At 73.4% G+C, this 20,849-nt stretch carries 18 protein-coding genes and 1 pseudogene; 8 read left to right on the top strand and 11 right to left on the bottom strand.

Annotated elements, in window-relative coordinates; all coding sequences use genetic code 11:
- Window positions 1–139 precede the first annotated feature (139 nt).
- The 4 genes from R6Y94_RS01895 (at window position 140) to R6Y94_RS01880 (ending at window position 3,823) form a co-directional block, all read left to right on the top strand.
- A complete protein-coding gene (locus R6Y94_RS01895) occupies window positions 140–1,384 on the top strand; it encodes an ABC transporter substrate-binding protein (RefSeq protein ID WP_318393986.1) in 1,245 nt (414 codons plus the stop codon).
- A gap of 79 nt (window positions 1,385–1,463) precedes the next feature.
- Entirely contained in the window at window positions 1,464–2,444 is a 981-nt protein-coding gene (locus R6Y94_RS01890; protein WP_318393985.1) for a sugar ABC transporter permease, read from the top strand.
- Window positions 2,441–3,343 (top strand): carbohydrate ABC transporter permease, encoded by a 903-nt coding sequence (locus tag R6Y94_RS01885; RefSeq protein ID WP_318393984.1) that lies wholly within the window; start codon window positions 2,441–2,443, stop codon window positions 3,341–3,343. The genes R6Y94_RS01890 and R6Y94_RS01885 overlap by 4 nt, the downstream gene beginning before the upstream one ends.
- Window positions 3,344–3,412: 69 nt before the next feature.
- The gene (locus R6Y94_RS01880; RefSeq protein ID WP_318393983.1) at window positions 3,413–3,823 is read left to right on the top strand and encodes a hypothetical protein; all 411 of its coding nucleotides are present in this window, start codon (window positions 3,413–3,415) and stop codon (window positions 3,821–3,823) included.
- Window positions 3,824–3,953: 130 nt separating this feature from the next.
- Here the strand turns inward: R6Y94_RS01880 and R6Y94_RS01875 are convergent, their stop codons facing one another.
- Together R6Y94_RS01875 and R6Y94_RS01870 are read right to left on the bottom strand one after the other, a co-directional pair.
- Window positions 3,954–4,223: a hypothetical protein gene (locus R6Y94_RS01875; RefSeq protein ID WP_318393982.1), complete on the bottom strand. Its 270-nt coding sequence runs from the start codon at window positions 4,221–4,223 to the stop codon at window positions 3,954–3,956.
- Window positions 4,224–4,413: 190 nt separating this feature from the next.
- A pseudogene (locus tag R6Y94_RS01870) lies at window positions 4,414–5,001 on the bottom strand (GGDEF domain-containing protein); the annotation flags it as partial.
- A gap of 475 nt (window positions 5,002–5,476) precedes the next feature.
- Between R6Y94_RS01870 and R6Y94_RS01865 the strand changes: the two are divergent.
- From R6Y94_RS01865 to R6Y94_RS01855, 3 genes are all read left to right on the top strand, one after another.
- Entirely contained in the window at window positions 5,477–5,716 is a 240-nt protein-coding gene (locus R6Y94_RS01865) for a DUF397 domain-containing protein (protein WP_107255963.1), read from the top strand.
- A gap of 310 nt (window positions 5,717–6,026) precedes the next feature.
- Window positions 6,027–6,884, top strand: coding sequence for a helix-turn-helix transcriptional regulator (locus R6Y94_RS01860; protein ID WP_318394147.1), 858 nt, complete (start codon window positions 6,027–6,029; stop codon window positions 6,882–6,884).
- Window positions 6,885–7,020: 136 nt separating this feature from the next.
- Entirely contained in the window at window positions 7,021–7,782 is a 762-nt protein-coding gene (locus R6Y94_RS01855; protein WP_318393981.1) for an SDR family NAD(P)-dependent oxidoreductase, read from the top strand.
- 36 nt (window positions 7,783–7,818) lie between these two features.
- Here R6Y94_RS01855 and hpnH read toward each other — a convergent pair whose 3' ends face one another.
- The 9 genes from hpnH to R6Y94_RS01810 all read right to left on the bottom strand — a co-directional run bounded on the left by hpnH (window position 7,819) and on the right by R6Y94_RS01810 (window position 19,337).
- Window positions 7,819–8,823 (bottom strand): adenosyl-hopene transferase HpnH, encoded by a 1,005-nt coding sequence (hpnH, locus tag R6Y94_RS01850; RefSeq protein ID WP_318393980.1) that lies wholly within the window; start codon window positions 8,821–8,823, stop codon window positions 7,819–7,821.
- Window positions 8,824–8,899: 76 nt separating this feature from the next.
- Window positions 8,900–10,414 (bottom strand): 4-hydroxy-3-methylbut-2-enyl diphosphate reductase, encoded by a 1,515-nt coding sequence (gene ispH, locus R6Y94_RS01845; RefSeq protein ID WP_318393979.1) that lies wholly within the window; start codon window positions 10,412–10,414, stop codon window positions 8,900–8,902.
- Window positions 10,411–12,462, bottom strand: coding sequence for a squalene--hopene cyclase (gene shc, locus R6Y94_RS01840; protein WP_318393978.1), 2,052 nt, complete (start codon window positions 12,460–12,462; stop codon window positions 10,411–10,413). Before shc ends, ispH begins: the two co-directional genes overlap by 4 nt.
- On the bottom strand, window positions 12,462–13,493 hold the full coding sequence (locus R6Y94_RS01835; protein ID WP_318393977.1) for a polyprenyl synthetase family protein: 1,032 nt from the start codon (window positions 13,491–13,493) through the stop codon (window positions 12,462–12,464). The genes shc and R6Y94_RS01835 overlap by 1 nt, the downstream gene beginning before the upstream one ends.
- A 22-nt stretch (window positions 13,494–13,515) precedes the next feature.
- On the bottom strand, window positions 13,516–14,865 hold the full coding sequence (hpnE, locus tag R6Y94_RS01830) for a hydroxysqualene dehydroxylase HpnE (RefSeq protein ID WP_318393976.1): 1,350 nt from the start codon (window positions 14,863–14,865) through the stop codon (window positions 13,516–13,518).
- Window positions 14,862–15,740, bottom strand: coding sequence for a presqualene diphosphate synthase HpnD (hpnD, locus tag R6Y94_RS01825; RefSeq protein WP_318393975.1), 879 nt, complete (start codon window positions 15,738–15,740; stop codon window positions 14,862–14,864). Before hpnD ends, hpnE begins: the two co-directional genes overlap by 4 nt.
- Window positions 15,737–16,666 (bottom strand): squalene synthase HpnC, encoded by a 930-nt coding sequence (gene hpnC / locus R6Y94_RS01820; RefSeq protein ID WP_318393974.1) that lies wholly within the window; start codon window positions 16,664–16,666, stop codon window positions 15,737–15,739. Before hpnC ends, hpnD begins: the two co-directional genes overlap by 4 nt.
- Before the next feature lie 229 nt (window positions 16,667–16,895).
- Window positions 16,896–17,738 carry a DMT family transporter gene (locus R6Y94_RS01815; protein ID WP_318393973.1) on the bottom strand — a complete coding sequence of 281 codons (843 nt, stop codon included), beginning with the start codon at window positions 17,736–17,738 and terminating at the stop codon, window positions 16,896–16,898.
- Between the two features lie 102 nt (window positions 17,739–17,840).
- Window positions 17,841–19,337: a glycosyltransferase gene (locus R6Y94_RS01810; RefSeq protein WP_318393972.1), complete on the bottom strand. Its 1,497-nt coding sequence runs from the start codon at window positions 19,335–19,337 to the stop codon at window positions 17,841–17,843.
- Window positions 19,338–19,546: 209 nt separating this feature from the next.
- On the opposite strand from R6Y94_RS01810, the gene R6Y94_RS01805 reads away from it, so the two are divergent.
- On the top strand, window positions 19,547–20,849 hold a 1,303-nt coding region (locus R6Y94_RS01805; protein ID WP_318393971.1), incomplete at its 3' end, for a glycosyltransferase.

Below are 20,849 nucleotides of genomic sequence, written 5' to 3'. Positions count from 1 at the left end.
TTTAGCGATCCATTGACGAACGTAGATCAATCTCTTACCGTACCTGACAGGTTCGCCGTACTCGCCCCTTGCCCAATCCGATGTCGCGATCGGCACGCTGGCCCGGGAGGTTTCACGACCGATGATGAAACGTTTCAGGATGCTCGTAGCCGGCGGCACCGCACTGGCCTGCCTCGGCGTACTGGTCGCGGGCTGCGGCGACGACTCCGAGTCCGGCCCGGCCACCCTCCGGTACTCGTGGTGGGGCAACGCCGAACGGGCCGACCTGATGAAACAGGCGATCGCGCTCTTCGAGTCGAAGAACCCGGACATCACCATCACGCCGAGCTTCCAGGAGTACGAGGCGTACTGGCAGAAGACGGCCACCGAGACGGCCGGCGGCAACGCCCCGGACGTACTCCAGATGGACTTCTCCTACCTGCGCGAGTACGCCGACCGGGGCGTGCTCTACGACCTGAAGAACCAGACCGGCGGCAACCTCGTCCTCTCCGACCTGCTCCCCGGCTTCCAGGGAGCCGGCGAGGTCGACGGCGCGCTGTACGGCGTACCGGTGGGCGGCAACACCTGGAGCCTGTACTACAACCCGGCCATCTTCGCCAAGGCCGGCGTACCGGAACCGGCCGCCGGCTGGACCTGGCAGGACTACCGGACCGGCATGGCCAAGATCGCCGAGGCGACCGACAGCTACGGCGGCGGCAACTACACCGGGATCATCTACAACCTCGAGGCACGGCTCCGCCAGCAGGGCGGGCAGCTCTTCACCTCCGACGGCAAGCTCGGCTTCACCAGGCAGCAGCTCAGCGCGTTCTGGACCGAGGGCCAGGAGCTGATCGAGGCCGAGGTGGTGCTGCCGGTCGAGAAGGCGGTGCAGATCAAGCCCCGTTCCGGCTTCGTCGACGACCTGATCGCCACCGAACTCGGCTGGGACAACTTCCTCGTCCGGTACGCGGCCGAGGTCAAGACCCCGTTGAAGCTGGCCCCGGTGCCGACCGACAACCCGGGCCAGCTCGGCCAGTACCTGAAGCCGGCCATGCTGCTGAGCACCTCCAGCCGGACCGAACACCCGGAGGAGGCGGCGAAGCTGATCTCGTTCCTGATCAACGACCCGGAGGTCGGCCGGATCTTCGGCGGCAACCGCGGCCTGCCGGCGACCAACGCCCAGCGCGCCGCCGCCCAGCTCCAGGGTCCACTGGCTGAGGTCGCCGCCTACGAGAAGAGCATCGCTGACCAGTTGACCAAGGCTCCCCCGGCACCGCCGAAGGGTGCCGGCAGTGTGGAGGCGACCTTCATCCGGATCAGCGAGGAGCTCCACTACGGCCGGATCTCGGTCGCCCAGGCGGTGGACGAGTTCTTCACCGAGGCGGAGCAGAAGCTCGGTTCATGACGCGGGAGACCGTCGATCGCCGACCGGCCCGACCGCGGCAGCCGGGCGGCAGCCGGCGGAGAAGGAGCGCCAGCAGGGTATGACGACGACCAGCCGGAACACCGTACGCCGGGAGCGGCCGGCCGGTCCGGTGCCACGTACCGGCCGGACCGGTGCCGGACCGGGGCGACGGCCCCGGCGACCGGGCGACGGACCGGCCGGCTACCTCTTCCTGTCGCCGTGGATCCTCGGCATGCTGCTGCTCACCATCGGACCGATGGCCGCCTCGCTCTACCTCTCGTTCACCGACTACAACCTCTTCACCGCCCCGCAGTGGGTCGGACTGGAGAACTACCGACGGATGTTCGACGACCCGCGCTGGCTCCAGTCGGTCCGGGTCACCGGCGGGTACGTGCTGGTCGCCGTACCGGTCAAGCTGGCCGCCGCGCTCGCGGTGGCGCTGCTGCTGCACCAGCGCCGCCGCGGCGAGGGCTTCTACCGGGCGGCGTTCTACGGGCCGTCGCTGATCGGGGCCAGCGTCAGCGTGGCGATCGTCTGGCGGGCGTTGTTCAGCGACGACGCGGTGGTCGACCGGTTGCTCCGTGCCGTCGGGTTCGACGTCGGCGGCTGGGTCGGCAACCCGGACCTCTCGCTGCTGATGCTGGTGCTGCTGGCCGTCTGGCAGTTCGGCGCGCCGATGGTGATCTTCCTGGCCGGGCTGAAGCAGGTGCCGGCCGAACTCTACGAGGCCGCCCAGGTCGACGGGGCCGGCCGCTGGCGCCGCTTCCGGTCGGTCACCCTGCCGATGATCTCGCCGGTGCTCTTCTTCAACCTGCTGCTGGAGACCATCAACTCGTTCCAGATCTTCACCTCGGCGTACGTCATCGGCGGCCGGAACGGCAGCCCGGCCGGCTCGACCCTCTTCTACACCGTCTACCTCTACGACCGCGGCTTCGCCGACTTCCAGATGGGGTACGCCTCCGCGCTGGCCTGGATGCTGCTGCTCGGCGTCGGCCTGGTGACCGCGTTCCTGTTCCGGACCGCCCGGGGCTGGGTGCACTACGCCGGAGACCAGCGATGACCACCACCGAGGTACCCCGGACCGGAACGCCGCCCCCGACGGTGGCCGGGCGGTCCGCCGAGCCCCGCCGCCGGTGGGGCAGCCTGGCCTGGCACCTCGGAGCGCTGGCGATCCTGACCGTACTGCTCTATCCGGTCGGCTGGCTGGTGGCCGCCTCGTTCAAGCCGTCCCAGTCCATCCTCGGCAGCCTGCACCTGCTGCCGACCGAACCGACGGTGGCGAACTACCAGCGGGCCGCCGACGGGCTGGCCGGGATCGGCGTGCTGCGGTTCTTCGGCAACTCGGCGCTGCTCGCCGGGCTCTCGGTGGTCGGCACGGTGGCCTCGTCGGCGCTCGCCGGCTACGCCTTCGCCCGGCTGCGTTTCCGGGGCCGGGGGACGATGTTCGTACTGATGATCTCGACGCTGCTGCTACCGTTCCACGTCCTGATCATCCCGCAGTACGCGGTCTTCCAGCGGCTCGGCCTGGTCGACACCTACCTGCCGCTGCTGGTCGGCAAGTTCCTGGCCGGTGAGGCGTTCTTCGTCTTCCTGATGGTGCAGTTCATGCGGACCATCCCGGCCGAGCTGGACGAGTCGGCCCGGATCGACGGCGCCGGGCACTGGGCCACGTTCTGGCACATCGTGCTGCCGCTGTCCCGGCCCGCCCTGGTCACCACCGCCATCTTCACCTTCATCTGGACCTGGAACGACTTCTTCGGCCCACTGATCTACCTCAGCACGCCGGAGAAGTACCCGCTGCCGCTGGCGTTGCAGCTCTACATCGACCAGACCACCGTCTCGGACTACGGGGCGCTGATGGCGATGTCGATGCTGGCCCTGGTGCCGGTGATCCTGTTCTTCCTGTTCTTCCAGCGGTTCCTGGTGCAGGGCGTCGCCACCGCCGGGCTGAAGGGCTGAGCGGCCGCGCGCCGGAGCTGAGTAGGGGTACTCGGGTTCCGGCGCGGCCGATGGTGGAGAGTCGGGGGTATGACCGAACGGCAGCCGGGCCACGCCCGGCACACTCCGCTCTGGATCGTCGGACTCGCCGGCCTCACCGCGCTCGCGTACTGGGCGTTCCTCGGCTGGGACCAGCAGAAGGAGACCGATCCGGTGACCGGGGCGCAGACCGGTCCGTACTCGGCCTGGCAGGTGCTCGGCCTCGGGGTGGTACTGGCCCTGCTGGTCTTCGAGGCCGGGCGGCGGGGCCGCCCGTGGTTGGCCGGCATCGTGGTGCCGGCGGTGCTCACCGTGGCCTTCTCGGTCGATGCCGCGACCGCCCCGGACGGCGACGGGCTCTGGGCGGTCGGTGCGGTGCTCGTGGCGCTCGGCTCGGCACTCGGCGCTGGTCTGGTCGCGGCGCTCGGCGCCTACGCGGGTCGGCGTTCGCGCACCCGCTGAGCACCGGCGGGCCCGGCGGTGAGCCTGGCACCGCCGGGGTCTCCGTGCGGGGCGGGCGACGACCTGCTCCGCCCCTACGGCTGCGGTGGCCCGGGGGTACGGGCCGACGGGAAATGCGGTGTGCGGTGGCCTAGCGCCGGCCGGCGGGTTCGCCGTCGAGCAGCGGGTCCGGCTCCTGCCGCCGGATCATGTACTGGGCGGTGAGGGTGTCCACGCCGGTGCCGCGGGCGCTGTTCGGCCGGTACGTGACCGTCGCGGCCAGCGCCGACGCCGCCTCGACCACTCCTGCCCGCCAGGTGCCGGACCGGTAGACCCAGACCGGATCGGTCGGCCGGTAACTGGCGGTGGAGTCGATCTCCGCCGGGTCCCGTCGGTGCGGATCCACGTTGGGTACTGGCATGTTGTCACTGCCCTCCTGACTCGGCACCGGGTGTCGTCTCGATCAGTTCGCGGGGCACGGCCGGCATGCCGGTGGCCTCGCCGGTCGTACCGTTCGACAGGCCGAACTGCACCTGGCCCTGGACGTACCCCGCGGACGGGCCGACGCAACCGGCGGCGTCGACATCGGCCGGGGCGAGTCGGGCCCGCCGGGTCTTCACCCGGTACATCGCGGCGTCGGCGAGGTTGAGCACCTCGGCCAACTGCACGCAGCCGTGCACCGGGGCCAGTCCGATCGACGCGGTGACCCGTAGGTCGCGCTCGGCCACCTGGATCGGCGCGGAGAGCAGCTCCGCGAGCCGTCGCGCGGACTGGTGCAGCCACCGTCCGTCCGCACGGGTGCCGGCAAGCAGGCCGGCGAACTCGTCGCCGCCGAGCCGGGCCACCAGGTTGTTGCCCGCGTACGCCGCGAACCGCCAGGCCACCGCGACCAGCACCTGGTCTCCGGCGGCGTGGCCGAACCGGTCGTTGATCTGCTTGAAGTCGTCGAGGTCCAGCACCACCGCGACCAGCGGCGGCCGGCCGGGATCGGCGACCAGCGCGGCGCCGATCTGGTAGAAGGCCCGCCGGTTGAGCAGCCCGGTCAGCGGGTCGTGGGTGGCCGCATGCCGTTCCGACTGCAACTCCTCGCGGAGCCGGACCACCTCCGCCTGGGCCATCCGCACCCGGCCGCGCATCCGCCAGGCCGCGCCGAGGCCGGCAACCGCGGCGGCGCCGGCCGCGAGGGTGAAGGGATCCACGGTGCCGTGTCCCTTCAGCAGACCCGGCTCGGGGACGGGTCGTGGGCCGGACCGAGACCCTGTCCGAAGGCCGGCAGCCGGGAGAAATCAGTGACTGTCCGTGATCCAACTTCACGTTGGCCAGCACGTGCCGGAACCGAACCGTCGCGATCCGTTGGCGTCCATCTGCCCAGGCAGGCGGGCATGCCAGCGATCTTGCCTGGTCCCCGACGCTTCGGTTGCGCTGGCAACGACACCCCGCCTCCATCACGAAAAGTGAACAAACGGACACACCCCTTACCGCGCTATCATGCTCGCTGTCAGGTGCAGGCGCAAGAGCGAATGCACGTGCAGATGGTCATGCAGAGATGACCACCCGCGGTGCTGCACGCACCGTCACGGCTGAGGACGCGTCCACGGGGAGGAATCAGAACGCAGTCGGGCCTACGCGACGCCCACCGCCCCCAGCCCTCCGGAACCTCCAGAAAGACTGGCGATGATTCAGACGTACAACGGCATGTCCACCGGCCAGCTGCCGACCCTCGCGTGGCAGAAGAGCCGCCGCAGTAACCCGAGCGGGAACTGCGTCGAGATGGCCGAGTTGCCCGGCGGTGCCGGTATCGCCGTCCGCAACTCCCGGGACCCCGACGGGCCGGCGCTGATCTACACCATCGACGAGATCACCGCCTTCATCCTCGGTGCCCGGGACGGGGACTTCGACAACCTCATCGGCTGACCGACGGTACCTACGGCGTCCGGTACGCCGGCACCACCGTTCGCCACCATCCCGACACGCTCCCGCGATCCGGACTGGACGAGGGTCGAGAAAATTAGCGCGTTGGGTCTACCCTCCTCACCGTCAAGCCATGGCATGCTTACCGACGGATTTGGCCCAGCCCTCGGTGGGCTGTGTCGAGCATGTGTGGAGGCGACACGTGGCGATGGCTCCATCCGGCCATGGTTCGGTCCCGGACGGCGAGGTCGCCGACGGTGAACCGATCGTCGACGGTGGACCGGTCTTCGCGGCTGGAGCGGCCGACCCCGGGATGGCGGGCGGCCCCACCGTGCTGCGGATCCTGCTCGGAAGCCAGTTGCGCAAGCTACGGGAGGCCAGAGGCGTCAGCCGCGACGACGCGGGCTGGGAGATCAGGTCGTCCGGGTCCAAGATCAGCCGGATGGAGCTGGGCCGGGTGGGATTCAAGGAACGCGACGTCGCCGATCTGCTGACCCTCTACCAGGTGACCGACGAGACCGAACGGTCCGCCCTGCTCGCCTTGGCGCGCCAGGCCAACAACCCCGGCTGGTGGCACCGGTACGGCGACGTGCTGCCGAACTGGTTCCAGTCCTACCTCGGGCTGGAGGCGGCGGCGGCGCTGATCCGGGCGTACGAGGTGCAGTACATTCCCGGGCTGTTGCAGACCCGGGAGTACGCCCGGGCCGTGGTGCTGCTCGCCCACGACGGGGCACCGCCCGACGAGATCGAACGCCGGGTCGAGCTCCGGATGGACCGGCAGAAGGTGCTGACCCGGCCCGGCGCGCCGCAACTGTGGGCCGTGGTGGACGAGGCGGCGCTGCGCCGGCCGATCGGCGGGGTCGATGTGATGCGGGGCCAGATCGAGCACCTGATCGAGGCAGGCCGGCTGCCCAACGTCACCGTCCAGGTGATCCCGTTCCGGGCCGGCGGGCACGCCGCGGCCGGGGGCGCGTTCAGCCTGCTCCGCTTCCCCGACCAGGAGTTGCCGGACGTCGTCTACATGGAACAGCTCACCAGCGCGCTCTACCTCGACAAGCGCGACGACGTGGACTACTACGCCGCGGCGATGGAGCGGCTCTGCGTCGAGGCCGTCTCGCCGACCGAGACCCCGGCGTTCCTCCGCGCCGCCCTGGCCGACCTCGACTCCTGAGCCGACCGGCGATTCCCCATCGGACCCGGCGATTCCCGACTCGATCGGCGATTCCTGACCTGACCGCCGCCCGCCCAGCGAGCCCGGTTCGGCGCTCCGCCCGGTCCACCGACCGGGGATGGGCCACACTACCGGTATGACTTCCCGCCGCCTCGCTGGTGCCGTCGCCCTGGTCACCGGTGCGTCGTCCGGGATCGGCGCCGCCGCGGCCCGGCGGCTGGCCGGTGCCGGCGCGCGGGTCTTCCTCAGCGGCCGCGACCCCGAGCGGCTCGCGGCGGTCGCCGAGCAGTCCCGCGGTACCGCGATCACGTGCGACCTCACCGACCCGGACCGGACCGCCGACCTCGCCGCCCGGGTACTCGACACCGCCGGCCGGGTGGACATCCTGGTCAACAACGCCGGCCAGGGCTTCGCCGGGCCGCTGACCGGGATGACCGACGCCCAGATCCAGGCGCTGGTGGCGGCGAACCTGACCGCACCGATGCTGCTCGTCCGGGCGGTACTGCCCGGAATGCTGGCCCGGGGTAGCGGCCGGCTCGGCTTCGTCGGCTCCATCGCCGGCCGGCTCGGCGTACGCGAGGAGGCGGTCTACGCAGGCACCAAGGCCGGGCTGAGCGTCTTCGCCGACAGCCTGCGCAAGGAGACCACCGGTCGGGGCATCGTGGTCACCGAACTCGTCCCCGCCGTGGTGGACACCCCGTTCTTCGCCCGCCGGGGCCGGCCGTACCCGCGCCGCCGTCCCCGGCCGGTGCCGGCGGAGCGGGCCGCCGACGCCCTGCTCACCGGAATGCTCGCCGGCCGGCCCGAGGTGTGCCTGCCGCGCTGGATGGTGCTGCCGATCGCGGTCCGGGCCACCCTGCCGGCCGCCTACCGCCGGCTCGCCGACCGGTTCGGCTGACCGGCCCGGCTCGCACCCACGGCCCGGCCCACCGTCTCAGTTGGCGCGCATCGCCCGGATCGACTGGCGCAGCGAGGACATGGTGGCGAGCACCGCCGTCGGCTCGTACCCGCAGTGCGCCATGCAGTTGGCGCAGCGGCTGTCCCGCCCCCGGCCGTACGCCGACCAGTCGGTGGTCTCGATCAACTCCCGGTACGTCTGCGCGTAGCCGTCGCCGAGCAGATAGCAGGGGCGCTGCCAGCCGAAGAGCGAGTACGACGGGATGGCCCAGGCGGTGCAGGAGAAGTCGACCTTGCCTTCCAGGAAGTCCAGGAAGAGCGGCGAGTGGTTCAGCCGCCACTTCTTCCGGCGCCCCTCCCCGAACGCCTTCCTGAACATCGCCCGGGTCTCCGCGACCCCGAGGAAGTGTTCCTGGTCCGGCGCCTTGTCGTAGGCGTACGCCGGGGAGAGCATCATCTGGTCGACGCCCAGGTCGTCGTTGAGGTAGTCGAGCACCTCGATCACCGTCTGCGGGGTGTCGGTGGAGAAGAAGGTCGTGTTGCTGGTGACCCGGAAGCCGCGCCGCTTCGCCTCCTTCACCGCCTCGACCGCCTCGTCGAAGACGCCCTCCTTGCAGACCGAGGCGTCGTGCCGCTCCCGCAGCCCGTCGATGTGCACCGCGAACGAGAAATAGCGGGACGGGGTGAACTTGTCCAGCTTCTTGCGCAGCAGCGCCGCATTCGTGCAGAGGAAGACGTACTTGCGGCGCTTGACGAGTTCGTCGACCAGCCGGTCGATCTCCGGGTGCATCAGCGGCTCGCCGCCGGCGATGGAGACCATCGGCGCCCCGCACTCCTCCATCGCGGCGAGCGCCTGCTCCACCGGCATCCGGCGCTTCAGCACGTCCGCCGGGTGCTGGATCTTGCCGCAGCCGGCGCAGGCAAGGTTGCAGGCGAAGAGCGGCTCCAGTTCGACCAGCAGCGGGAAGTGCGTCCTCCGGCGCAGCTTCTGCTCCATCAGATAGCGGCCGACCCGCAGGCTCTGGCGCAGTGGCATGCCCATGGTCACCACCCCGTTCCGGTCGGCCGGTCGATCGGCGCGCGGCGGTACCGCGCGGCGCTTCGCGAACTGGTCCCCGTCATGGCGTTCGGATCTCCTTGGGAAGGGTGAAATGCACGTCCTCGGTCCGGGTGGTGTGCTCCCGTACCGCGCCGGCACCGAGCCCGGTCAATGCCGCCACGGTCTGGTCGACCAGCCAGGGCGGCGCCGACGCACCGGCGGTCACGCCGATCGTCCGTACCCCGGCGAGCCAGCGGAGGTCGACCTGCTCGACGTCGTCGACCAGGTACGCCGGGGTGCCCCCGCGCTCGGTCACCTCGACCAGGCGCCGGGAGTTCGAGGAGTTGGCCGAGCCGAGCACCAGCACCACGTCGGCGACGGCGGCCACCTCGCGCAACGCCGCCTGCCGGTTGGTGGTGGCGTAGCAGATGTCGTCGGAGCCCGGTCCGGTCAGCGCGGGGAACCGCCGCCGGAGTACGTCGAGGACCCCGGCCACCTCGTCCACGGCCAGGGTGGTCTGCACCAGGTACGACACCCGGTCCGGGTCGGCGACCTCGATCCGTTCCGCGTCTCCGACCGACTCCACCAGGGCGATCCGGCCGGGCGCCTCGCCGAGGGTGCCCTCGGTCTCCTCGTGCCCGGCGTGCCCGATCAGCAGCACCGTGTTGCCCCGCCCGGCGAACCGGCGGGCCTCGCTGTGCACCTTGGTGACCAGCGGGCAGGTCGCGTCGATCACCGGCAGTCCCCGGTCGGCGGCGGTCTGCCGGACGGCCGGCGCCACCCCGTGCGCGGAGAAGACCGTGGTGGCGCCGTCCGGGACCTCGGTCAGCTCGTCGACGAAGACCGCGCCCCGGCGTTGCAGGTCGGCGATGACGTGCAGGTTGTGCACGATCTGCTTGCGGACGTAGACCGGCGGGCCGTGCCGGTCCAACGCCTGCTCCACCACGCTGATCGCCCGTTCCACCCCGGCACAGAACGACCGGGGCGCGGCCAGCACCACCTGCCGGGCTGTGGTCGCCGCCGCCCACTCCGACAGGGCCGGGCCGAGCTGCGGCAGTACCCGCAGCGCCGCGAGCACCCGGCCGAGCGTCGCCGGCCGGTACAGCGGATGGGGTGGCACGTCCGCGACCACCCGGACGCAGGCGATCGGGCGGTCGGCGGCGCCGGCCAGCAGCGCCGCCGACTCGGTGTCCACGGCGATCGCGCCGGTGGCGGCGAGCCGGGTCCGGTCGGCGCCGTCGACGATCCGCCGGCTGGTCACCACCGGTCCGAGGTGGACGGTCAGGCCGCGCCGCCGCAGCGCCGCCGCGATCATCGGGGCGGCCGGGCAGGGTACCGGGGCGCCGCCGACGACGCCGGCCCGGCGTACCTCGGTGGCCACCACCACGTCGCCGGTGCGCAGCGTCGGCAGCAGCCCGCCGGCGATCCCGGCCACCGCCAGCGCCGGGGTGTCGCGGTAGCCGGCGGCGACCCGGGTGGCCCGGGCCGGTCCCCGACCGGTACGCCGCAGCGGCGCGCCCGGCGGCAGGCCGCGCCGCAGCGCCAGGGCCTCCGCCCGCATCGGTGCGAACAGCACCCAGTTCCCGTTGTTCAACTGGGCTCTCCCGGATCGGCGCGCAGCCGCGCGAAGTCGTCCGCGTCGCGCAGCAGCCGGCCGAGGGCGCTGACCGGGAACACCAGCCGGTAGAGGTGGTAGTTGATGTAGAAGTCCCCGGGGAAGCCGGTACCGGTGTACTGCGGCTCGTCCCAGCCGCCGTCCGCTCGCTGGGTGCGTACCAGCCAGTCCACCCCGCGCCGAATCGACGCCGAGTCGTCCGAGCGGGCGGCGTGCAGGGCCAGCAGCGCCCACCCGGTCTGCGAGGCGGTGGAGTCGCCCTGTCCCCGCCAGGCCGGATCGCGGTACGAGCGCATGTCCTCGCCCCAGCCGCCGTCGGCGTTCTGCCGCCGGTGCAGCCAGCAGACCGCCCGGGTGAGGGCCGGATCGTCCCGGCGTACCCCGGCGGCGATCAGCGCCGGCACCACCGCCCCGGTCCCGTAGACGTGGTTGGCACCCCACCGGCCGAACCAGGAACCGTCCGCCTCCTGCTGGCGCAGCAGCCAGGACACGCCCCGACGGACCGGGATCGAACCGGCCAGCCCCTCCGCGCAGAGCGCCTCCACCACGTGCGCGGTGACGTCCGCGCTCGGCGGGTCGATCACCTCACCGAAATCGCAGAACGGCAGGTCACGGGCGATCGCCCGGGTGTTGTCCGCGTCGAACGCGGCCCAGCCGCCGTCGGCGGACTGCATCCCGCACAGCCACCGGACCCCACGCTCCATCGCCGGCCGCAGCGCCGGAGGCGCACCGGTACGCCGCAGCGCCAGCAGCACCTCGGCGGTGTCGTCGGTGTCCGGATAGCCGTCGTTGTCGAACTCGAACGCCCAGCCGCCCGGGACGACCCGTGGGCGGCGTACCGACCAGTCGCCGGGGACCCGGATCTCCTCGGCCCGCAGCCACTCGGCGGCGGTGGTCAGCGCCGGATGGTCGGCCGGCACTCCGGCGTCGGCGAGCGCGACCATCGCCAGCGCGGTGTCCCAGACCGGCGACTGGCACGCCTCCAGCCGGCGTACCGGGCCGTCCGGGGTCTCCTCCCGGACGGTGAACCGCTCCAGCCCGGCCAGCCCGCTACGCAGCACCGGATGCGAGAGCGGATAGCCGAGCAGGTGCAGCGCGATCAGCGAGTAGACCCACGGCGGCTGGATGCCGCCCCACGACCCGTCGGCCTCCTGCCGAGCGATGATCCACTCGGCCGCCCGGCGCAGCGCGTTGCGGCGTACCGGGCCGACCGGGTGGCGCTCGTAGCCGCGCAGCGCGGCGTCGAGCCGGTGCATCCAGCGACCCTTGCTCCCCGGCGCCGCCGACTCCGCCGGCAGGCCGGTACGCAGTTCGCCGAGCGAGAACCCGAGCGGGCGTACCGGGCGCAGCGAGCGGACGATCGACAGCGGCACGATGGTCTGCCGGGCCCAGCAGGCGAAGTCGTAGACATTGAGCGGAAACCACGACGGCAACAACACCACCTCGGGCGGGATCGCCGGCAGCCGGTGCCACGGCCACTCGCCGAACAGTGCCAGCCAGAGCCGGGTGAAGACCCGACTGCGCTCGATGCCGCCGCGCGCGAGGACGAACTCCCGCGCCCGGCACATGTGCTCGGCGTCCGGCGGGTCGCCGGCCAGCCGCAGCGCCGCGTACGCCTCGATGGTGGTGGAGAGGTCGCCCGGCCCGCCGTAGAAGGTGGCCCAGGCGCCGTCCGCGCCCTGCTTCGACCGGATCCACCGGGCCGTCGGCGCGGTCTCCACCTCGGTACGGATGCCCAGGAACTCCCGCAGCAGCAGGTCCTCGGCCTCCATCGTCACGTTGGTCTCCAGCTCGCCCTGCCACCAGCCGCCCGGCTGCTGCCGGGACAGCAGCAGATCCCGGGCCCGGTCCAGGGCCGCCTCGGCGGTGTGCCGCGACCCGTCGCCGCCGGTCTCGGCGGGGCTCCCTCCCCTGGTCTCGGCAGAACTCCGTCCCTCGGTCTCGGCAGCACCCCGCGCCCCGGTGAGCGTGCCGCTCGCCGGTGAATCGGTCGGGTTGCCGTCGCTGGTGGAGAGGGTCGAGCCCATCAGTGGTCCCGTCCCGTCATGAAGTGCGCGATCGCCACCAGGTCGGCGTGCACGCCGGAGCGTTCCGCGGCCGAGCCGGGCTCGCCCAACTGGTCCAGCTCGGCCAGCGCCTCGGTGAGCAGCCGGTCGGCCTGCTTCTCGGTCCAGTCCCGGGCGCCGGTCTCCTCGATCAGCGCGGCGGCCAGGCTCAGGTCCGGGTCGGAGAGGTCGCCCGGTCGGGCGTACAGCTCGGCGAGCTGCTCGCCGGCCGGACCGCCCGAGGTGAGGGCCCGGACCACCGGAACCGACTTCTTCCGGGCCCGCAGGTCCGACAGGACCGGCTTGCCGGTGACCGCCGGTTCACCCCAGATGCCGAGCAGGTCGTCCACGAGCTGGAAGGCCAGGCCGAGGCGCTCGCCGTACCGGGCCAGGCCGTCCACCAGCGCCGACGGGGCGCCGCAGAGCACCGCGCCGAGCGTCGCGGAACAGGAGAGCAGCGCCGCCGTCTTGTCCCGGGCCATCGCGAGGCACTCGTCGAGGGTGACGTCGGCCCGGGACTCGAACGCCACGTCGGCCGCCTGCCCGGCGATCAGCCGGCGGATCGCCGTGTGCATGGTGGTCAGTCCCGCGCGTACGTCCAGGGCGGGGTCGTCCGCCAGCACCTCGTCGGCGAGGCCGAGCAGGGCGTCCCCGGCCAGGATCGCCGGCCCGACGCCGAACGCCGCCCAGGCCGTCGGCCGGTGCCGCCGCTCCAGGTCACCGTCGATGACGTCGTCGTGCAGCAGCGAGAAGTTGTGCACCAGCTCCACCGCCACCGCCGCCGGAAGACCCCGGCGTACCGGCTGGCCGGCGGCCTGGGCCGAGAGCAGCGCCAACGCCGGGCGCAGCCCCTTGCCGCCCCGGCCGGCGGGTTCGCCGGAGGTGTCCCAGTAGCCGAGCTGGTAGCCGGCGACCAGCCGGGTACGCTCGTCGATCCGTTCCAGCGTCGCCCGGATCTCGGGCTGGACGAGTTCGTCCACCTGGGCGAGGACGCTGGGCAGCATCACGGTCATGTCGTCTCCTCGCTGCGCCCGGTCATGCCAGCGCCTCCGTCTCGGTCGGTGTCGAGCCGAGGTGGGCGAGGACCACGTCGGCGGCGCGGTGGCCGCTGCGTACCGCGCCCTCCATCGTGTCCGGCCACCCGGTGTCGGTCCACGCGCCGGCCAGGGCCAGCCCGGGCGCCCGGGTCTGGGCCGGTGGCCGGGCGCTGCGGGAACCCGGCTCCTGCCGGAACGTCGCCCGGGGTTCCCGGGTCACGAACGCGTCCCGGACCCGGGCCTGCCGGGCTGCCGGGAAGAGTTCCGCCAGCGCACCCAGATAGGTCCGGACCAGCTCGCTCGCCCGGACACTCAACACCTGCTCGGCGGCGGAGATGGAGACCACCAGGTACTGGCCGGACCCACCGGGCGGGGTCCGATCGAAGACCCACTGCACCGGGGTGTCCAGCCCGGCGGCGAACTCCAGATCGGTGACCCGCTGCTGGTAGTGCACGTGCACGTTGACGATGGGCGCGGCGCCCAGCCGGGCCCAGCGCGCCCGGTCGGGAGCGGCCTCGTCCGGCACCAGCCGGGCGGCCTGCGGATGCGGCACCGCCAACACCACCGCGTCGGCGGTCAGCTCGATGCCGTCGCCGGAGACCTGGAACCGGCCCTGGTCGGTACGGATCCGCTGGACCCGTACGCCGGTGCGGACCGTCGCGCCGCGCTGCCGGAGCAGTACCGTGGCCGGTGCGCCGTGCAGCTCGGACAGCGGCGCGGTCGGCCGGCCGATGTCGGCGGCGTCGGCCCGGTCGAGCAGCCCGGTCCGGAAGACCCGGGCGGCCAGCGCCAGCGAGGCCCGTTCCGGCGGGGCGTTCAGGGCCGCGGTGCAGATCAGCTCCCAGAGCCGGGCCACGGTTGGCGCGTCCTGCCCGTGCGCGGCCAGCCAGGCGCCGAAGCTGACCCGGTCGGCGGCCGGGTCGTCCGGCTCGACCCGGCGCAGCGCGGCCGCGGCCCGGACCGCCGCCAGCCGCTGCCCGACCCGCAGCGGGCGGTAGCCGAGCAGGGCCGGCAGCAGGTGGGCCGGGGCCGGCAGCCGGCGGTTGCTGGCCAGTACGTGCGGCGGCCCGCCGACCCGCAGGATCGGCACCGCGAATCCGTCCTGCACGGCGGCCCGGTCGGCGCTGCCGAGCCGGACGAGCAGGTCGCGGTACTGCTGGTAGCAGCGGAGGAAGACGTGTTGCCCGGTGTCCACGGTCAGTTCGCCGCGCCGGAACGAGTAGGTCGCGCCGCCGAGCGCGGGACGGGCCTCCACCAGGGTCACCCGGTGCCCGGCGTCGAGCAGCCGCACCGCCGAGGCGATGCCGGCAAGTCCACCGCCCACCACGCAGACTCCTCCGTCGGTCACGGTGCGCTCCGGGTCATCGCCCGCGCCGCGACGTACGCCTTCTCCCAGCCGGGCAGCGAGACCCGCTGCCGGGTCACCGCCAACGGGTCGGCGACCATCCGGGCCAGCAACCGGTGGTAGATCCCGGCCATCGCCGCCACGCAGGCCGCACTGCGCCGCTCCAGCAGCGGCAGCAGCCGCAGACCCGTCTGGTAATAGCGCTCGGCCCGGTGCGCCTGCCAGCGGAGCAGCGCGGCGAGCTGGTCCGGCGGGTCGGTCAGCGTGCCGTCCGGGCCGAGTTCCAGGGTGCAGCCGAACCGCTCCAGGTCCCGGCGGGGCAGGTAGACCCGGCCGGCGGCCCGGTCCTCCACGATGTCCCGCAGGATGTTGGTCAGTTGCAGCGCGATGCCCAGGGTGTCGGCGAGTTCGGCGGCGGCCGCCCGGTCCGCCGAGGGCCGGAGGACGAAGACACCGAGCGAGAGCCGGCCGATCGACCCGGCGACGCAGCGGCAGTAGCCGACCAGTTCCTCGAACGTGGAGTACCGAACGCCCCGGACGTCCGCCACACAGCCGTCGATGAGTTCGTCGAAGGCGGCCACCGGAATCGGCAGCCGGGCCGCGGCGTCGGCCAGGGCGACCAGCACCGGGTCCCCGCCGGCCTCCGGCAGCCGGTGCAGCGCCGCCCGGACCTGGTCGAGCCGGGCCAGCTTGGTGGCGGCGGGCAGGTTGCCGTCGCCGATGTCGTCGATGCGCCGGGCGACGGCGTACACGGCGCAGAGCGCGGCGCGCCGGTCGGGACGGAGCAGCCGGATCCCGTACGAGAAGTTGCGCGCCTGGCTGCGGGTCACCCGGGCGCACTCCCGGTAGGCGCGCTCCAGCCCGGCGTCGGCGGTCATCCGCGCACCCCGCTCGGGCGCAGGGCGGCCCGGGGCGGCCAGTACGACCTGAGCCAGGCGGCAGCGATCCTGGCCCGGGACGGTTTGGGCGGCCCGGGCAGCGGGTCGTGGTCGGCCCGGGCCAGGGCGGCGAGCGCGGCCCGCCCACCGGCGACGTATCCACCGACGGCCAGCCGGGCCCAGCCGTGCAGGTCGCCGACGAGCGGCGCACCCGCGTCGAGCAGGTCGGCGGCGCGCTGCGCCTGGCGGCGGACGACGCTACGGAGCCGGTCGCCGGCCCGGGAGGCGTCGAGGTCCTCCTCGGACACCCCGGCCGCGGTCAACTCCTCGGTCGGCAGGTAGATCCGGCCCCGGCGGCGGTCCTCGGCGACGTCCTGGAGATGCTCGACCACCTGCAACGCGGTGCAGATCCGGTCGGAGAGCCGGATCCGGGTCGGCGAGGCGGCGTCGAAGACGTGCAGCACCAGCTCGCCGACCGGGTCGGCGGAGAGGTGGCAGTAGTCGACCAGTGCGCCGAAGGTCGGATAGCGGGTCACCACCTGGTCGCGCCGGTTCGCCTCGATCAACCGGAGCAGCGGGTCGACCGGCAGCCGGCAGTCGACCACGGTGGGCGCCAACCGGACCAGTACCGGGTGCCGGGGCAGGCGGCCGTGGTAGAGGGCGCGTACCTCGCGGTCGAACCGGTCCAGCCTGGCGAGCCGGGTGGCCGGCGCCTCGTCCCGGCCGGCCTCGTCCGGCTCGTCGCCAAGGTCGTCGACGTAGCGGGCGTACCAGTAGAGGGCGAGCAGGTGCCGGCGGATCCGTGCCGGCAGGACGCGCAGCGCGACCGGGAAGTTCTCCCCGGCCAGTACGGTGTCCGGCTGCCGGCGCCCACCCGGCCGGTTCGCGGACGGATGATCGGGAGCGTCGTCGGTCAGATGAAGCACGCTGCCGCCTCTCGCGAGGTCCAGCCGGCTCAGCGGGGCCGCGCCAGACCGCCGCGCCGGATTGGTCGTAACCCACCACTCGCGCTAAGTAATCTTCACCGAGAGTACCCAAAATCGGACGCTCGGCGGTGCGGCCTGGCGAATTCTTCTCGGCGTGTTCGGCCACCCGTCGCGGCGTACCCCCGGTCGGGCGGGCCGGCTGGTGGATCGATGGTCGCGGGTCGGCGTGTCAGCTTGACTGGGTACGCCGGGCCATCCAGATGCCGATGCTCATCGCCGCGACCGCGACCAGGCCGAAGAAGAGGCGGGGCCCCTCCAGCGACAGTTTCTCCTCGAAGGCGAAGACCCCGATCAGCACGCTGGTGAAGGGATCTAGCAGGGCGATCGCGGTCAGCGGGGCGGCGATCGGGCCGCCCTGGAAGGCGTTCTGGTTCAGCGTCAGCGCGGTACCGCCGACCAGGATGAGGACGTAGAGGTGCCAGTCCGTGAGGACCTCGCCCGGATGGTCCGGCAGCTTCTCGATCACGCTCTTCACCAGGGCGGCGGCCATCGCGTACAGCAGTCCGGTGGCGATGCCCAGCATCAGTCCCCGGGTCGCGTCCTGGGTCCGCCAGGCCACCAGCAGACAGATGGTGACCAGTGCGCCGATCGCGGCACCCACCCCGATCCAGGCCCACGTCTTCGGCTCCTCCACCCCGCCGCGCGGGTTCGCGGCGAGCAGGAACCCGGTCAGCCCGATCACCCCGATCACCACCACCAGCATGTCCCGGCGGTGCGGCCGGCGACGCTCGAGCGCCGCCTCCAGCGGAATCGCCATGAAGAGCCCGCTGACCAGCAGCGGTTCGACCAGGGCCAGTGCGCCGAAGCGCAGCGCCAGCGCCTGTAGGAAGGTGCCGAGCGCGTCCGGCAGCCAGCCGAGCAGCCACAGCCGCCGGTGCAGCAGCCGGAGCAGCAGCCGCGGGTCGATGGTCCGGGTCGGCCGTTCCCGTTTGGCGGCGCGCTGCTCCAGTACCGAGCTCACCGCGAAGCAGGCGGCCGAGGCGAGTCCGAGCAGGATGGCGATGCCGTTCACGGGGTAGCACCTCCGGATCGGGCCCACCGGACCGCCCCGGCACCGGGCCGGCCGGCCGGCGCCCCCGGGACAGGCCGGGCGGCACGATCTCTGGCCCCCACCTCAGCCTTGCCGGTCCGGGTGGTTCGCCGGGTGCCCACCGTCGACCCGGGGCTGATCCGCGCCGATCCGCAACCTCGCCACGCCGGCCCGCAGCCCCACCCAGCGGGTCAGCGTCCGGCGGGACGGCACTGCGGCCACGCCGGCCGGGACCTCGGCCGGGACCTCCGGGTCGGCCGGCACCATACCGTCGACCAGGGCGGGGGCGTCGAGCGGCGCCGCACCGCCGACCAGCCCGGCAGCGCCGAACGGCTGGTCGACCAGCGACGGTGTGGTGGCCGGACCGGCGGCGTCGAACGGGGACAGCACTTCCCGCCCGGGCCCCTCCGTCGGCCCGGCCACCGCACCACCCTGGGCGACGTCGGCGACCACCGTCGCGGGATCGGTCTCGAAGAGGGCCAGCCCGGCGGCCCGCTGCCGCTCGCCGGCCGTACCGTCGGCGAGCCGGACCAGGGTCGGGCCCAGCTCGGCGGCGCGGCGTACCCAGGTCGCCACCCCGGCCCGGGCCATGGTGGCCGCGTTCGCCCGGCCGTGTCCGGGGATCGGCCGGTAGGTCGCGACCGGCAGGCCGCAGGCCATCGCCTCCAGCGCGGTGAGACCACCGGCGTTCTCCACCAGGACGTCGGCGGCGCGCAGCAACTCCGGCATGTCGTCGACCCAGCCGAAGACGTATCCGGTGCGGCGCCGCTCCAGCCGGCGGAACAGCACCTCGTTGCGGCCGCAGACCACCACCGGGACCGCCGCCCCGGTACGCGCGATCTCAGCCGCCGTCCGGGCTACCGCGCCGATCCCCCAGGAGCCGGCGACCAGCAGCGCCAGTCGGGCGTCGACGGGCAGGCCGAGGCGCTCGCGGGCGCGGCGCTTCTCCGCCGCCGACCCCGGACGGAAGCCGGCCGAGACCAGCCGGCCGGCCACCCGGACCTCGCCGGCGCCGAGCGCCCGGGCCTCGGCCCGGGTGGTGCGGTGCGCGGCGCAGTGCACGTCGATGCCGGGCGACACCCAGATCGGGTTCACCGCGAAGTCGGTCAGATAGGTGATCACCGGTACGGCGAGCCGCCCCTCCCGACGCAGCGGCCCGACGATCTGGCTGACCACCGGGTACGTCGACACCACCGCCCGGGTGTCCGGAGGCAGCATCCGGAGCACCCGTGGCCACACCGGTCGGAGCAGCGCCCGGGTGATCGGCGCGGCCCGGCTGAAGTTGCCGCCGATCGCGAAGAGCAGCCCGTAGATCCACGGCAGCCGGCTCAGCATTCCGTGGTAGGTGCCGCGAAGCAGCCGGCCCAGTCCCCACGGGAAGATGTCGGCCAGGTCCACGCAGTCCGCCAGCAGGCCGCGTTCGCGCAGCCGGCTGGCCAGTTCGCGGCTCGCGCCGTCGTGCCCGGCGCCGGCGCTGGCGTAGATGATCATTACGCGCGGACGCCGCTCACCGATGCCGCCGGCAAGCGGCTCGGACGCCTCCTTGCGGTTCGTCTCGTACCGCCCGGATCTGAACGTCATCCGGCCATCTACCCGCAGGAGGTGCGAAGAATCCTCGGAAGGCCACACCGGCTTCCGCAGGGCGGGAGCGGACCCATTTCCGGCGGCGCTTCTCCGCGAAGGCCCCGACCCGGACGCCGGACGGACGTAGACTCCGGGTACCCCGCGACAGCCGGCCCACGCGCGAGAACGCGTCGCCGGCCGGAGCCCCGGCCCACCGGGAGGTCGCCATGCGGGTCCTGATCGTCACCGCTGGCTCCCTCGGCGACGTCGCGCCGTACACCGGTCTCGGTGCCCGGTTACGGGCCGCCGGTCACCGGGTGGCGGTCGCCGCCCCGGCCCCGTACGCCGACCTGGTCACCAGGGCCGGCCTCGACTTCCGGCCAATCGCCGGTGACCTCTCCGCGATCCGGGCCACCGCTGGCGAACACCGCTCCTGGACCGTGCCGGGCGCCCCCGGGCTGGTCGACTTCGTCCGGCTCGGCGGCCGGTTCGTCGGCGACCTCGGCACCGGCATCGCGAGCGCGGCGGGGGCGGACACCGACGTACTGCTGCTGTCCAGTACGACCGCGCCGCTGGGCTACTCGGTGGCGCAGTACCACGGCATCCCGAGCCTCGGCGTCTTCCTCCAGCCGACCGCCCCCACCAGCGCGTTTCCGCCGATCGTACTGGGCCTGCGGTCACTGGGGGGCTGGGGCAACCGGTTCGCCGGCCGGCTCGGCCGGCGACTCGCCCACCGGGTGTACGCCGACGCCTCCCGCCGGCTGCGCGCGCAGCTCGGCCTGCCACCGGTCGGACTCGCCCGGCTGGAGCGCCACGCCGCCGCAGACGGCTGGACGGTGCTGCACGGGTTCAGCCCGGCCGTGCTGCCCCGGCCACCGGACTGGCCGGCCGGGCTGGACGTGGTCGGCTACTGGTGGCCGCTGGCCCACCCCGGCTGGTGCCCGCCGGCCGAACTGGTCGACTTCCTCGCCGCCGGCCCGCCCCCGGTCTACGTCGGCTTCGGGAGTCTGGCCGACAGCCGGGACGGACTGCACGCGCTGGTCGCCGGTGCGCTGCGCCGGGCCGGGGTACGCGGCGTGTTGCAGGGGCTGTGCGACGCCGGGCCGGCCCGGGCCGAACCTCAGGACGGGGACCTGCTCGCCGTCGGGGACGTACCGCACGAGTGGCTCTTTCCCCGGATGGCCGCACTGGTCCACCACGCCGGTTCCGGTACCACCGGTGCCGGACTCCGCGCCGGGGTGCCGGCGGTGCCGGTGCCGATTCTCGCCGACCAGCCGTTCTGGGCCGCCCGGCTGGCCGCCCTCGGGGTCGGCCCGGCGGTGCTGCCGTACCGCCGGCTCGACGAGACCGGACTGGCCGCCGCGATCCGGGCGGCGGTGACCGAGCCGGGGCTTCGACGCCGGGCCCGGGCCCTCGGCGACCGGCTGGCGGCCGAGGACGGTGCCGGCGCGGTGGTGGCCGCGGTCGACCGGCTGGCCCGGGGGCCCGCCCCCCCCCGGCCCCCCAAACCCCCCCCCCCCCGCACCCCCC

Source organism: Plantactinospora sp. KLBMP9567, assembly GCF_033446045.1.
Lineage (GTDB): Bacteria > Actinomycetota > Actinomycetes > Mycobacteriales > Micromonosporaceae > Plantactinospora.
The sequence above is the reverse complement of the archived record's forward strand: the minus strand, read 5'-3'. Positions and strand labels throughout refer to the sequence as shown.

What these genes read in the sequence shown, in the direction of transcription:
- R6Y94_RS01860 (WP_318394147.1), top strand. Translation starts at nt 6,027, where the DNA reads ATGGCGGGCGGCCCCACCGTGCTGCGGATCCTGCTCGGAAGCCAGTTG.
- R6Y94_RS01835 (WP_318393977.1), bottom strand. Translation starts at nt 13,493, where the DNA reads ATGACCGTGATGCTGCCCAGCGTCCTCGCCCAGGTGGACGAACTCGTC.
- R6Y94_RS01890 (WP_318393985.1), top strand. Translation starts at nt 1,464, where the DNA reads ATGACGACGACCAGCCGGAACACCGTACGCCGGGAGCGGCCGGCCGGT.
- R6Y94_RS01855 (WP_318393981.1), top strand. Translation starts at nt 7,021, where the DNA reads ATGACTTCCCGCCGCCTCGCTGGTGCCGTCGCCCTGGTCACCGGTGCG.
- shc (WP_318393978.1), bottom strand. Translation starts at nt 12,462, where the DNA reads ATGGGCTCGACCCTCTCCACCAGCGACGGCAACCCGACCGATTCACCG.
- R6Y94_RS01880 (WP_318393983.1), top strand. Translation starts at nt 3,413, where the DNA reads ATGACCGAACGGCAGCCGGGCCACGCCCGGCACACTCCGCTCTGGATC.
- R6Y94_RS01865 (WP_107255963.1), top strand. Translation starts at nt 5,477, where the DNA reads ATGATTCAGACGTACAACGGCATGTCCACCGGCCAGCTGCCGACCCTC.
- hpnD (WP_318393975.1), bottom strand. Translation starts at nt 15,740, where the DNA reads ATGACCGCCGACGCCGGGCTGGAGCGCGCCTACCGGGAGTGCGCCCGG.
- R6Y94_RS01895 (WP_318393986.1), top strand. Translation starts at nt 140, where the DNA reads ATGCTCGTAGCCGGCGGCACCGCACTGGCCTGCCTCGGCGTACTGGTC.
- R6Y94_RS01885 (WP_318393984.1), top strand. Translation starts at nt 2,441, where the DNA reads ATGACCACCACCGAGGTACCCCGGACCGGAACGCCGCCCCCGACGGTG.
- R6Y94_RS01875 (WP_318393982.1), bottom strand. Translation starts at nt 4,223, where the DNA reads ATGCCAGTACCCAACGTGGATCCGCACCGACGGGACCCGGCGGAGATC.
- hpnH (WP_318393980.1), bottom strand. Translation starts at nt 8,823, where the DNA reads ATGGGCATGCCACTGCGCCAGAGCCTGCGGGTCGGCCGCTATCTGATG.
- R6Y94_RS01810 (WP_318393972.1), bottom strand. Translation starts at nt 19,337, where the DNA reads ATGACGTTCAGATCCGGGCGGTACGAGACGAACCGCAAGGAGGCGTCC.